This is a genomic window from Thermococcus thermotolerans, from assembly GCF_024707485.1.
Classification (GTDB): domain Archaea; phylum Methanobacteriota_B; class Thermococci; order Thermococcales; family Thermococcaceae; genus Thermococcus; species Thermococcus thermotolerans.
Map to the genome: position 1 here is coordinate 1,436,555 of NZ_CP102602.1, position 12,861 is coordinate 1,449,415.

Genomic DNA, 12,861 nt, shown 5'->3' on the forward strand with positions numbered 1-12,861 from the left:
TTTCCCTTTTCCTACCTTTTTGGAGGGATTGGGATGAAAAAAATCACGACAATCGCCGTGTTTCTGATACTCCCCGGAATAGCAGCGTTCCTGTTCTTCAACCTGTGGCCGATAGTGTACTCCATCTACCTGGCCTTCACCAACGCTCAGCTCGGAAACTTCCCAATTCAGGCACCGCAGGCACCAAAGCTGACCTTTGTGGGGCTGGACAACTTCAGGTGGATACTGGGCGACGAGAAGTTCAGGAGCGCATTCCTGTGGACGTGGCTGTTCGTGCTGACGAGCGTCACCCTCAAGGTCCTCGCTGGAATCTTCCTCAGCCTGCTCTACAACAGCAAGTACGTTAAGGGGAAGATGGTTTACCGCTCGCTTTTGATAATCCCCTGGGCGCTCCCTCTCCTGTTCTCCGTTACCGTGTGGAAGTTCATGTTTGACCCGATTTTTGGCCCCATAAACCAGATGCTCAAATCCCTCGGGGTCCAAACGCTCCCGAACTGGATTAACGACCCGCTCTGGGGCTTTCTGGCCTTGAACATTATCGAGGTATGGCTGGCGTATCCGTTCATGATAACGGTCATAACCGCCGCCCTCCAGTCGGTTCCCGAGACGCTGGTAGAGGCGGCAATAATAGATGGTGCCAGCTACTGGCAGAGGATAAGGCACGTGGTTCTTCCCATAGTGGGCAAGCCGATAGCCTTTGCCACAATACTAACCAGCGCGGCCAGCTTCCAGTACTTCATGGTGCCCTACATCTACAACGCGGGCCTCTTCGAGGACAAGTTCATACTGCTCTACGGTTTCAGGAAGGCCTTCGGTGCGACGCCCCACTACGGCAGGGCAGCGGCGGTGATGATAATAGCGACCCTCGTTCTGGCGATCTACATGTACGTCAACGTTAGGATAACCAGGCTCCAGGAGGGTGCTAAAGGATGAGGGGCATGAGAAAGGGTGAGGCTCTGAGGAGCCTCGTGCTCACGGCACTGGCAGTGTTCGTCATGTTCATAATACTCTTCCCGGTCTACTACATCTTCGTGGTCTCAATAAGTCCCGGCTCAACACTCGCAACCACCGAGTTTCATCTGATTCCCCAGAACGTTAGCCTTGACTCATATAGGGAGGTGCTCTTCGGGTTCAAGGGCAGCAAGATAAGCGAAAACTTCACGGGAACCATTGAAGGCAGCGCCAACATCCAGGACGGAAAGCTCTACATTACCAACGGTAAGCTCATCGGAAAGGTCAGGTATGGGCCTTTCACCGGGCTTACGTTTGAAATACCGCTGTCCAATGCGGTCTTCGAGGTCTCCGCGGGCGAAAATGTGCAGGGACAGCTGAAAGGGAACGTTAAGGGGCTGTTCGTCCTCACCAGAGTCAACGATGACGGGAGCATCGGCTTCGGACTTGTGAGAAATCTAGAAATCACAAGCGGCGAGCTCGGAGGAACTTCATTCTCAGGAATACTCCTCCAGGGGCCGACAGGGAAGAACTACATAGTCATCAGGAACTCAGGAAAGGTCACCTTCACAAGGGTGGGAATGTTCGTCAACTCGGTGTTCTTTGGCTACCTCAAGAACAGCCTCATAATAGCCGGTCTGGCGGTGCTGTTGACCCTCATCTTCGTTGTCCCAGCGGCCTATGCATTCTCGCGCATGAAGTTCTTCGGAAGGGACCACGTCCTGTACTTCTACCTGATGTTCACACAGGTCGCTGGAGGTCTCGGCATAGCGGGCCTTATAGCGCTCTACGGCATGATAGTCAAGCTCGGCCTCTACGACAAGCTACCGGTTCTGTCCTTCATCTACGCTGCAGGCGGCGTGCCTTTCAACACGTGGCTCCTGAAGGGCTACATCGACTCCATCAGCCCGGACTTCGACGAAGCTGCACTCGTTGACGGCGCCAGCTACCTCCAGATAATCAGGTACGTGCTCCTTCCGATGGCCCTGCCGGGAATAGCGACCGTTGCGATATTCGCCTTCATAGGAGGCTGGACCGAGTTCATCCTGGCGAGCCTCCTCCTGACCGAGAAGAACCAGCCCCTCGCGGTCTGGATATACCTGCTCATGGGCGGCATCGGCAGGGGCATTGACTGGAGCTACTTTGGAGCGGCTGCCCTGCTCTTCGCCCTGCCGGTGTTCGTGATGTTCATGCTCGCCCAGAACTACATAAGGAGCGGCCTCACGATCGGAGGCCTGAAGGAATGAGGTGATAGCATGAAGAGATGGATTGCCCTGCTGCTGGCAATACTCGTTGTGGGGAGCATCGTTGGAGCGAACGTTAAGACCGTTGGAGCGGCTGAACCAAAGCCGCTGAACGTGATAATAGTCTGGCACCAGCACCAGCCCTACTACTACGACCCGATTCAGGACATCTATACCAGACCGTGGGTCAGGCTCCACGCGGCAAACAACTACTGGAAGATGGCCTACTACCTCAGCCAGTACCCGGACGTCCACGCCACCATCGATTTATCGGGCTCGCTCATAGCCCAGCTCGCCGGCTACATGAACGGCGCCAAGGACAACTACCAGATAGTCACCGAGAAGATAGCCAACGGGGAGCCCCTCACCGTTGGCGAGAAGTGGTTCATGCTCCAGGCACCGGGAGGGTTCTTCGACCACACCATCCCCTGGAACGGCGAGCCGATAACCGACCCCAACGGCAACCCGATAAGGGACTTCTGGGACCGCTACACAGAGCTGAAGAACAAGATGATGGCTGCAAAGGCCAAGTACGCCAATCTGCCACTTGAGGAGCAGAAGGTGGCAGTGACCAACGAGTTCACCGAGCAGGACTACATAGACCTCGCTGTGCTCTTCAACCTCGCGTGGATAGACTACAACTACATAATGACCCACCCCGAGCTCAAGGCCCTCTACGACAAGGTTGACGAGGGCAGTTACACGAGGGCGGACGTTAAGACCGTTCTCGACGCCCAGATGTGGCTCCTCAACCACACCTTCGAGGAGCACGAGAAGATAAACCTCCTCCTCGGAAACGGCAACGTCGAGGTCACGGTAGTTCCCTATGCGCATCCAATAGGGCCGATACTCAACGACTTCGGCTGGGAGAGCGACTTTGATGAGCACGTCAAGAAGGCGGACGAGCTATACAAACAGTACCTCGGCGGTGGAACGGCCCTTCCGAAGGGTGGATGGGCGGCTGAGAGTGCCCTAAACGACAAGACCCTCGAAATACTGGCCGACAACGGCTGGCAGTGGGTCATGACCGACCAGATGGTTCTCGGGAAGCTCGGAATAGAGGGAACCGTCGAGAACTACTACAAACCCTGGGTGGCTGAGTTCAACGGGAAGAAAATCTACCTCTTCCCGAGAGATCACGCGCTCAGCGACCGCGTTGGCTTTACCTACGGTGGAATGAACCAGTACCAGGCTGTTGAAGACTTCGTTAACGAGCTCCTCAAGCTCCAGAAGCAGAACTACGATGGTTCTCTGGTCTATGTCGTCACCCTCGACGGCGAGAACCCGTGGGAGCACTATCCATACGACGGCAAACTCTTCCTCACCGAGCTCTACAAGAAGCTGACCGAACTCCAGGAGCAGGGCCTCATAAGAACCCTCACCCCGAGCGAGTACATCCAGCTCTACGGAGACAAGGCAAACAAGCTCACGCCGCAGATGATGGAGAGGCTGAACCTTACGGGCGACAACGTTAACGCCCTCCTCAAGGCCCAGAGCCTCGGCGAGCTCTACGACATGGTCGGGGTTAAGGAGGAGATGCAGTGGCCCGAGAGCAGCTGGATAGACGGAACCCTCTCAACGTGGATTGGTGAGCCCCAGGAAAACTACGGCTGGTACTGGCTCTACCTGGCGAGAAAGACCCTCATGGAGAACAAGGACAGGATGGGCCAGGCGGACTGGGAGAGGGCCTACGAGTACCTGCTGAGGGCTGAGGCGAGCGACTGGTTCTGGTGGTACGGAAGCGACCAGGACAGCGGGCAGGACTACACCTTCGACCGCTACCTGAAGACCTACCTCTACGAGATGTACAAGCTAGCCGGAGTCGAGCCGCCGAGCTACCTCTTCGGAAACTACTTCCCGGACGGTGAGCCCTACACCACGAGGGCCCTCGTCGGACTTAAAGAGGGTGAAATCAAGAACTTCTCCAGCATGTCGCCAAGCTCAAGCGGTGTGAGCGTTTACTTCGATGGGGATGGACTGCACTTCGTCGTTAAGGGCAACCTCAACGAGTTCGAGGTGAGCATCTGGGAGAAGGGCAAGCGCGTCGGAAACACCTTCACGCTCCTCCAGGAAAAGCCGGGCGAGCTGCGCTACTCAATGTTCCCGTTCTCCAGGGACAGCGTCGGACTGATGATAACCAAGCACATCGTTTACCGGAACGGCAAGGCGGAAATCTACGGTGCAACCGACTACGAGAGCAATGAGAAGCTCGGGGAGGCGACCGTCAAGGAGACGAGCGGGGGAATCGAGGTGGTTGTCCCCTTCGACTACATAGAGACCCCAGATGACTTCTACTTCGCGGTCTCGACCGTCAAAGACGGAAACCTTGATGTGATAAGCACCCCAGTGGAGCTCAGGCTCCCGACGGAGGTCAAGGGAGTTCCCATAGTGGACATAACCGACCCGGAGGGAGATGACTATGGTCCGGGAACCTACACCTACCCGACCGATAAGGTCTTCGTTGAGGGGGCCTTTGACCTCCTCCGCTTCAGGATGCTCGAACAGACCGACAGCTACGTTATGGAGTTCTACTTCAAGAACCTCGGTGGCAACCCGTGGAACGGGCCGAACGGCTTCAGCCTCCAGATAATCGAGGTCTACCTCGACTTCAAGGACGGCGGTAACAGCTCGGCTATTAAGATGTTCCCGGACGGGCCGGGAGCCAACGTCAACCTCGACCCCGACCACCCGTGGGACGTTGCATTCAGGATAGCCGGCTGGGACTACGGAAACCTGATAGTTCTTCCAAACGGAACGGCACTACAGGGTGAGATGCAGATTTCAGCCGACCCGGTCAAGAACGCGATAATAGTCAAAGTCCCGAAGAAGTACATTCAGATAAACGAGGATTACGGTCTCTGGGGAGTCGTCCTCACGGGAAGCCAAGACGGCTACGGTCCGGACAAGTGGAGACCGGTAGCCGTCGAAGCAGAGCAGTGGAAGGTCGGTGGAGCAGACCCACAGGCGGTTATCAACAACGTTGCCCCGCGCGTTATGGACCTGCTCGCTCCTGCCGGCTTCAAGCCGACCCAGGAGGAGCAGTTAAGCTCGTACGACGCCAACGAGATAAAGCTCGCCACGGTCAAGGCGCTTCCGCTCCTCAAGCAGGGCATAGTCGTGAACGACCCGGAGGGGGACGACCACGGTCCAGGAACCTACACCTACCCGACCGACAAGGTTTTCGTTCCGGGCCACCTCGACCTGCTCAAGTTCAAGATGGTGGAGGGTAGCGACGACTGGACGCTGGAGTTCTACTTCAAAGAGCTTGGAGGCAACCCGTGGAACGGACCCAACGGCTTCAGCCTCCAGATAATCGAGGCCTACTTTGACTTCAAGGACGGTGGAAACACGAGCGCCATCAAAATGTTCCCGGATGGACCGGGAAGCAACGTCCAGCTCGACCCAGCCCACCCGTGGGACTTGGCCCTTAGAATAGCCGGCTGGGACTACGGAAACCTCATCGTCCTCCCGGACGGAACCTCAATACAGGGAGAGCTCCAGATATCCGCGGATCCCACAAGGAACGCTATAGTGGTCAAAGTTCCGAAGAAGTACCTGAGCATCTCGGACTACGGCCTCTACGCTTCAATCCTCGTCGGCTCCCAGGACGGCTTTGGGCCGGACAAGTGGAGGCCCGTCGCCGTTCAGGCAGAACAGTGGAAGCTCGGAGGGGCAGATCCGCAGGCAGTCATAGACAACCTCGCGCCGAGGGTCGTTGACATGCTCATCCCGGAGGGCTTCAAGCCGACTCAGGAGGAGCAGTTAAGCTCCTACGACCTTGAGAAGAAGACCCTGGCCACGGTGCTCATGATATCGCTCGTTGAGGGAACCGGTGGCGAGCAACCGACGCCGACAGAGACCCCGACTGAAACTAAAACCGAGACCACATCAACACCCAGCGAGACGACGACCACCCCGAGTGAAACAACTACCACTCCATCAACAACCAGCCCCAGTGAGACCACCACAACGACCACCCCCGAAGAAGGCGGCGGAATCTGCGGTCCGGGAATAATACTTGCCCTTGCAGTGGCACCGCTCCTCCTCAGGAGGAGGCGCTGACCCCCAATTTTTTCCTTTTGAGAGGTGAGAACATGGCGGAAGTAAAGCTCATCGGTGTGTGGAAGCGGTTCGGGGACTTCACGGCTGTTAAGGATATGAATCTTCACGTTAAGGATGGGGAATTCATGATCCTCCTCGGGCCAAGCGGCTGCGGGAAAACAACAACCCTGAGAATGATCTCCGGCCTGGAAGAACCCACAAAAGGCCAAATCTACATTGGGGATAAGCTAGTCGCCGACCCGGAAAAAGGCGTCTTCATCCCCCCAAAAGACCGGGACATAGCCATGGTCTTCCAGAGCTACGCATTATACCCCCACATGACAGTCTACGACAACATAGCCTTCCCCCTCAAACTCAGAAAAGTTCCAAAACAGGAGATCGACCAGCGCGTCAGAGAAGTCGCGGAAATGCTCGGCTTGACAGAGCTCCTCAAAAGAAAACCGAGAGAACTCTCTGGCGGTCAAAGACAGCGCGTAGCATTGGGCAGGGCAATCGTGAGAAAACCTCAAGTCTTCCTCATGGACGAACCACTCAGCAACCTGGATGCAAAACTCAGGGTAAAAATGCGCGCGGAACTCAAGAGACTCCAGAAGCAACTGGGAGTAACCACCATTTACGTGACTCACGATCAAGTTGAAGCCATGACCATGGGTGATAGAATAGCAGTCATAAACGCTGGCGTTTTACAACAAGTGGGCACGCCAGAAGAGGTCTACGACAAACCAGCGAACACTTTCGTTGCAGGCTTCATTGGTTCACCACCAATGAACTTCATGGATGCAACAATAACAGAGGACGGTTTTGCCGACTTTGGGGAATTCAAGCTCAAACTCCTCCCGGATCAAGTTGAAGTTCTCCGCGAGGAGGGCTTGATTGGAAAGGAAGTCATCTTTGGCATTCGCCCAGAGGACGTTTACGATGCAATGTTCGCTCAAGTGAAAGTTCCAGGGGAGAACATGGTTAGAGCAACGGTTGACATTATCGAGAACTTAGGGAGTGAAAAGATAGTCCACTTGCGCGTTGGGGAAGTGACGTTCTTGGGAGCCTTCCGCTCGGAGTCCAAGGTGAAGGAAGGCCAGGAGATTGATGTGGTATTCGACATGCGCAAGGCCCACGTCTTTGAAAAGGGGAGCGGAAAGGCAGTGTTCTGAATCTTTTTAAACCCCCCCTCCCATTTTCTCCCATGCCAGTTGAGGATTTCGCGGAGTTTCTCGCGGGAAAAGTGCCCAAGGGGAAGATTGTGGAGCTTGGGGTAGGCTTCCAGTTCAAGGTGGCTCTTAGACTGAAGGAGCTCGGCTATGACGTTCTTGCTATAGATTGGAACCCGAAGTCCGTTAAGAAAGCGAAAGAGCTGGGCATCAACGCGGCTCGCGACGACCTCTTCAACCCGAGGCTTGAGCTCTACCACGGGGCAAAGGCGCTCTACTCGGTGAGGCCGACCCCTGAGATAGTAAGGCCCATCCTGAGTCTCGGAGAAAAGCTCGGTCTTCCAGTGTATATTCTCCCCCTAACGGGCGATGTGATGCCCAGGGGGATGAAACTGGTGAACTATCGAGGACTGCCCATATACGTAGCCAAACCTATTTAAACCGCCTCCCAAGTAGTTACGGTGGTGATATGAAGCTCTTCGGAACAGCTGGAATTAGAGGCGTCCTGTGGGAGAAGGTCACGCCTGAACTTGCAATGGATATCGGAAGGGCAATGGGGACGTACATCGATGGAGAAACGGTAGCCGTTGCGAGGGACGGAAGAACCTCAAGCGTAATGCTCCAGAGCGCCCTCATCTCCGGGCTTCTCTCGACGGGAAAGGAGGTTCTTGATTTCGGGTTGATACCAACGCCCGCTTTAGCATGGGGGACTCGTGAGTACGGCGATGGTGGGGTCATGATTACAGCGAGCCACAACCCCCCCACTGACAACGGCATAAAGGTCTTCAACGGGGACGGGACTGAGTTCTACGTCGAGCAGGAGAGGGAGCTGGAGGGGCTCGTTTTCTCCGGAAGCTTCAGAAAGGCCGAGTGGGACGAGATAAAGACGGTGAAACCCACTGACATCATAGACGGCTACATTGGAGCAGTTCTCGACTTCGTGAACCACGAGACTAACCTGAAAGTCCTGTACGACGGCGCCAACGGTGCCGGGAGCGTTGTGGCGCCTTACCTGCTCCGCGAGATGGGGGCGAAAGTTATAAGCGTCAACGCCCACGTGGACGGCCACTTCCCGGGAAGAAAGCCGGAGCCGAGGTACGAGAACATAGCCTACCTCGGGGAGCTGGCGAGGGAGCTCGGCGTTGACCTGGTCATAGCGCAGGACGGCGACGCCGACAGGATAGCTGTCTTCGACGAAAAGGGGAACTACATCAACGAGGACACAGTCATAGCGCTCTTCGCAAAGCTCTACGTGGAAGAGCACAGCGGCGGAACGGTCGTCGTTTCCATAGACACCGGCTCAAGGATAGACCACGTCGTTGAGAACGCCGGCGGTAGGGTTGTAAGAATTCCCCTCGGCCAGCCACACGACGGGATAAAGAGGTACGGGGCAATCTTCGCCGCCGAACCCTGGAAGCTGGTTCATCCAAAGTTCGGGCCCTGGATAGACAGCTTCGTGACCATGGGACTTCTCATAAAGCTCATAGACGAGCGCGGAAAGCCGCTCTCGGAGATAATCCGGGAGGAGATACCGACATACTACCTCACCAAGAAGAACGTGAAGTGCCCGGACGAGTTCAAGGGTATTGCTCTTGAGGGGGCATACAATGCCCTCAAAGAGAAGCTGGGAGATGATGTTAAGGAGCTCCTCACGATTTCAGGCTACCGCTTCCAGCTGAAGGACGGCTCGTGGGTCCTCGTGAGACCGAGCGGCACCGAACCGAAGATCCGCGTCGTGGTTGAGGCCCCCAGCGAGAGGAGACGCGATGAGCTGTTTGAGCTGGCCTACGGAACCGTCAGAAAGGCCGTTGAAGAAGCCATGAAAAAGGGCTGAGTCCCAATTTTCCACTTTTAGACGTGGGTTCCGAGCGTCCAGCCCACCGTACCGGCCAGGAAGATTACTCCAAAATCTCTGGCAAGGATCCTTGCGTGGGGCTTTTCCCCCATCCCTACAAGGTAGAGCCAGTAGATGAACACCGGAACCAGGAGGTCGAGCGACAGGTGGGACTCGCCAAAGAACAGGTTGAGCAGAAATGAGAAAATCGAAACCGGGGCGAGAGCCTTTCTGTCCATCAAAAACCCCTCAGACAAACCTAGCCGGTCTCAGCGTTCTAACCGATATTTCGTTCTTTTCCACCATGACCTTGAAGCCCTCCTTAGCGACGTACGTCTTGACGCCGGTGACGGTTTCTATGTATTTGGCCTCCTTGTAGGGGTTCGCGAAGTGCATCTTCATCCCGATGTGGCTCATCACAAGAACTTCGGGCTTCTCGTTCATTTTCTTGAGCATCATGACGATGTCGTCGGTGCTGAGGTGGTAGGGTATCCCCATATCCCTAGGCCTCGTCACGGCGGCTATCAGAAGCTTCGAACCGTCGTGCCACTCTATGAGCTCATCGAAGTAAGCAGTGTCCGGAATGTAGGATACGTCACCGTAGTGGGTCCTCATGCGGAATCCTATCGTCGTGGGGTCTGAGTGGACGGTGGGAGTTATTATCAGCTCTTCATCACCGATGGCTATCTTGCTTCCCGGTTCGGGTATGTGGATGCTCTCAAGGACGTCCATGTGGTACTTGCTGACCGCAGGAGTGTGTGTCTCATCGCCGTACACGACGCTCTTCGATGCTATGAGCATGCCCCTCTTTTTCAAAGCCCCGCCCGTCATGGCCTCTATCATTACCTCGACGTCGTTGCAGTGGTCGACGTGCCTGTGGGAGACGAATATTGCGTCCAGCCTCCTCGGGTCGAGCTTGTATCTCCAGGAGCGAACCAGTGCACCCGGCCCCGGATCAACGTAGATGTTCCTACTGGCACGAATATGGAACCCACCGGTGGAGCGGAACTGCGTTATGGTGATGAACCTTCCACCACCGCTGCCAAGGAAGGTAATCTCTATCAAACCGCCACCCCCGCTTTCTTTTGCAGACGTAGGAGTATCACTCCAGGAGTATATAAGGCATTGCCCCACCACCCTATGCACTTTCTGGCCACATGTGTATGATTGCGGGTTCATACAAGTCGACTGGAACACAATGTCCATCATATGGGAACACGCAGGAAGTTTGTATAACCATAGGTAATATAAAAATGTAAAGGTTCGACTTTAAAACTTTAAAAACTAGAACTCGGCAAAATGTTTTTAATTTGGTAGTAATCAGTTAATTATGCTCAACCCATGGGGGTGCAGCCATGGAGTTTAAACCGTACATACCGTCCGAAAAGTCCCTGCCGGAGTACACCATAAAGGCCTTTGTTCTGGGTGTTATTTTATCGATAGTGATGGGTGCGGCGAACGCATACCTCGGCATGTACGCCGGTATGACCGTCAGTGCCAGCATTCCAGCGGCAGTCATATCGATGGCAATACTCTTCGCCTTCAAGGACAGGAACATCCTTGAGAACAACATGGTCCAGACCGCTGCTTCAGCCGGCGAGTCCCTCGCGGCTGGAGTCATCTTCACCTTCCCGGCGCTGGTAGTCCTCGGCTACTACACGACCTTCCCGTACTACCTGGTGACCATAATAGCGGCCCTTGGAGGCTCCCTCGGTGCACTCTTCACGGTCGTACTCAGGAGGGCGTTCATAGTCGAGGAGAAGCTTCCATATCCGGAAGGTACCGCCTGTGCCGAGGTTCTCATAGCAGGGGACAGAGGGGGAAGCCACGCAAAGCCCATTCTCTACGGCGGAATCTTCGGCGGCCTCTTCAAGCTCCTCGGAAGCTCTGGCCTCTGGAAGGGCACGGTTGAGGCAGCAAAGATGGTCGGCTCCCGCGTTTACTACTTCGGAAGCGACCTCTCGGCGGCGCTCATTGCCGTCGGCTACATCGTCGGGCTCAACATAGCCTTCCTCGTCTTCCTTGGCGGTGCAATAGCCTGGTTCATAGCCATCCCGCTTTATGCCGGCCAGATGGGAGCCACAGACCTCAGCCCGGTTGACATGGCATGGGTAATTTGGAGCACCAAGATCAGGTACATGGGCGTTGGTGCAATGGTCGTCGGTGGAATCTGGAGCCTCATCAAGCTCAGGAACCCGATAAAGAGGGGCATCAAGGCCGGTCTTGAGGTCGCCAAGAGGAGGCAGGCGGGGGAGACTGTCATCAGGACGGAGGAGGACCTTCCGCTCAACTACGTGCTGATACTCATAGCAGCCTTCGTGATACCGCTGTTCCTCCTGTACTTCCACATAATCGGCTCGATAGGGATCGCGGCAGTTATGGCGGTGATACTCCTCATCGTCGGCTTCCTCGGAAGCTCAATAGCCGGCTACCTCGCGGGTGTCGTCGGTTCCTCCAACAACCCTGTCTCAGGAATCACCATTATGAGCCTGCTCTTCACGGCCTTCGTGCTCAAGGCCCTAGGCCTCAGCGGGATGGAGGGAATGGCAGCTACCATACTCGTCGCGGCGGTCATATGTACCGCAGCCGCTATAGCCGGTGACACCATGCAGGACCTCGCCACCGGTTACCTCGTTGGAGCCACGCCAAAGAGACAGCAGGTCTTCGAGATAGTCGGAACGTTCTTTGCCGCCCTCGTCATGGCCCCCGTGCTCAACCTCCTCATCCAGGCCTACGGTATAGCCGGAACTCCAACCGCCAAAGAGAACGCTTTGGCCGCCCCGCAGGCCTTCCTCATGGCCAAGGTCACCGAGGGCGTCTTCACCGGCAACCTGGAGTGGAACATGATATACATCGGAGCCGGCATAGCGATCGTCCTCATAGTTCTTGACGAGATACTCGCCATGAAGGGCTCCAAGTTCAGAACCCCTGTCATGCCCGTTGCCGTCGGCATCTATCTGCCGCTCAGCCTCGGCGTCCCGATATTCATCGGCGGCCTAATCAGGTACTTCGTCGGCAAGGCCAGGGGAGGCGGTGCAGAGAAGCCGACCGACCCGGGTGTCCTCGGTGCGGCAGGACTCATAGCCGGTGAGGCCCTCATGGGCATATTCTTCGCGGCACTGATAGTTGCAGGCGTAGCACCGAGCGTTGGCTTCAGCAGCAACATCCTTGGAATCCTCATCCTGGCAGGAATAGCCGTCTGGCTGTACATGACGGGCAGGAAGGAGTGATCTCCCCCCTTTTCTTTCCCAACCTTTAAATTTTAAAGGCCGGAGGAATGACCATGGAAGAGTACCTGAACCTTGTCCCGGTACGCAACGAAAAGGTCGAGCTGAAGAAAATCGATGGGAAGTACTACCTCCTCATCCCGATGGACTCGAAGCTCGACTTTCTCGCGAGGAAGCTCCACGGCGAGTACAGGAGAATAGAACTCGATGAGGTCGGGGCATACACATGGGAGCTCTGCGACGGGAGAAGAACAGTAAATGAGATAGGGAAGGCCCTGAAGGCACGCTTTGGGAATGAAGTTGAGCCCCTCTACGAGCGCCTTGTGACGTTTCTCGTTGAACTTGGGAAGAGGTACCTGGTTGAGTTTAAAAGGATGGACGGGATAGTTTAGGTG

General features: G+C 55.7%; 10 protein-coding genes. 8 read left to right on the forward strand and 2 right to left on the reverse strand.

Going from position 1 to position 12,861, the window contains the following annotated elements; all coding sequences use genetic code 11:
* The first annotated feature begins 33 nt into the window (after positions 1–33).
* From NUS69_RS08240 to glmM, 6 genes are read left to right on the forward strand one after another with little or no spacing between them, the layout of a single operon-like run.
* Positions 34–933 carry a carbohydrate ABC transporter permease gene (locus NUS69_RS08240; protein WP_258083328.1) on the forward strand — a complete coding sequence of 300 codons (900 nt, stop codon included), beginning with the start codon at positions 34–36 and terminating at the stop codon, positions 931–933.
* Positions 930–2,198 carry a sugar ABC transporter permease gene (locus NUS69_RS08245; RefSeq protein ID WP_258083329.1) on the forward strand — a complete coding sequence of 423 codons (1,269 nt, stop codon included), beginning with the start codon at positions 930–932 and terminating at the stop codon, positions 2,196–2,198. The genes NUS69_RS08240 and NUS69_RS08245 overlap by 4 nt, the downstream gene beginning before the upstream one ends.
* Positions 2,199–2,207: 9 nt before the next feature.
* The gene (locus NUS69_RS08250) at positions 2,208–6,257 is read left to right on the forward strand and encodes a glucodextranase DOMON-like domain-containing protein (RefSeq protein WP_258083330.1); all 4,050 of its coding nucleotides are present in this window, start codon (positions 2,208–2,210) and stop codon (positions 6,255–6,257) included.
* 32 nt (positions 6,258–6,289) lie between these two features.
* Positions 6,290–7,408, forward strand: coding sequence for an ABC transporter ATP-binding protein (locus NUS69_RS08255; protein WP_258083331.1), 1,119 nt, complete (start codon positions 6,290–6,292; stop codon positions 7,406–7,408).
* 32 nt (positions 7,409–7,440) lie between these two features.
* Positions 7,441–7,845, forward strand: a complete 405-nt coding sequence (locus NUS69_RS08260) for a UPF0146 family protein (RefSeq protein WP_258083332.1) — start codon at positions 7,441–7,443, stop codon at positions 7,843–7,845.
* Positions 7,846–7,874: 29 nt separating this feature from the next.
* The gene (glmM, locus tag NUS69_RS08265; RefSeq protein WP_258083333.1) at positions 7,875–9,239 is read left to right on the forward strand and encodes a phosphoglucosamine mutase; all 1,365 of its coding nucleotides are present in this window, start codon (positions 7,875–7,877) and stop codon (positions 9,237–9,239) included.
* Between the two features lie 17 nt (positions 9,240–9,256).
* On the opposite strand, the gene NUS69_RS08270 is transcribed toward glmM, so the two are convergent.
* The gene (locus NUS69_RS08270) at positions 9,257–9,478 is read right to left on the reverse strand and encodes a hypothetical protein (RefSeq protein WP_258083334.1); all 222 of its coding nucleotides are present in this window, start codon (positions 9,476–9,478) and stop codon (positions 9,257–9,259) included.
* Positions 9,479–9,488: 10 nt separating this feature from the next.
* Positions 9,489–10,304 carry an MBL fold metallo-hydrolase gene (locus NUS69_RS08275; protein WP_258083335.1) on the reverse strand — a complete coding sequence of 272 codons (816 nt, stop codon included), beginning with the start codon at positions 10,302–10,304 and terminating at the stop codon, positions 9,489–9,491.
* Positions 10,305–10,594: 290 nt separating this feature from the next.
* On the opposite strand from NUS69_RS08275, the gene NUS69_RS08280 reads away from it, so the two are divergent.
* The gene (locus NUS69_RS08280; RefSeq protein ID WP_258083336.1) at positions 10,595–12,469 is read left to right on the forward strand and encodes an OPT family oligopeptide transporter; all 1,875 of its coding nucleotides are present in this window, start codon (positions 10,595–10,597) and stop codon (positions 12,467–12,469) included.
* Between the two features lie 53 nt (positions 12,470–12,522).
* Positions 12,523–12,858: a PqqD family protein gene (locus NUS69_RS08285; RefSeq protein ID WP_258083337.1), complete on the forward strand. Its 336-nt coding sequence runs from the start codon at positions 12,523–12,525 to the stop codon at positions 12,856–12,858.
* Positions 12,859–12,861 lie beyond the last annotated feature (3 nt).

What these genes read in the sequence shown, in the direction of transcription:
- NUS69_RS08240 (WP_258083328.1), top strand. Translation starts at nt 34, where the DNA reads ATGAAAAAAATCACGACAATCGCCGTGTTTCTGATACTCCCCGGAATA.
- NUS69_RS08245 (WP_258083329.1), top strand. Translation starts at nt 930, where the DNA reads ATGAGGGGCATGAGAAAGGGTGAGGCTCTGAGGAGCCTCGTGCTCACG.
- NUS69_RS08250 (WP_258083330.1), top strand. Translation starts at nt 2,208, where the DNA reads ATGAAGAGATGGATTGCCCTGCTGCTGGCAATACTCGTTGTGGGGAGC.
- NUS69_RS08255 (WP_258083331.1), top strand. Translation starts at nt 6,290, where the DNA reads ATGGCGGAAGTAAAGCTCATCGGTGTGTGGAAGCGGTTCGGGGACTTC.
- NUS69_RS08260 (WP_258083332.1), top strand. Translation starts at nt 7,441, where the DNA reads ATGCCAGTTGAGGATTTCGCGGAGTTTCTCGCGGGAAAAGTGCCCAAG.
- glmM (WP_258083333.1), top strand. Translation starts at nt 7,875, where the DNA reads ATGAAGCTCTTCGGAACAGCTGGAATTAGAGGCGTCCTGTGGGAGAAG.
- NUS69_RS08270 (WP_258083334.1), bottom strand. Translation starts at nt 9,478, where the DNA reads ATGGACAGAAAGGCTCTCGCCCCGGTTTCGATTTTCTCATTTCTGCTC.
- NUS69_RS08280 (WP_258083336.1), top strand. Translation starts at nt 10,595, where the DNA reads ATGGAGTTTAAACCGTACATACCGTCCGAAAAGTCCCTGCCGGAGTAC.
- NUS69_RS08285 (WP_258083337.1), top strand. Translation starts at nt 12,523, where the DNA reads ATGGAAGAGTACCTGAACCTTGTCCCGGTACGCAACGAAAAGGTCGAG.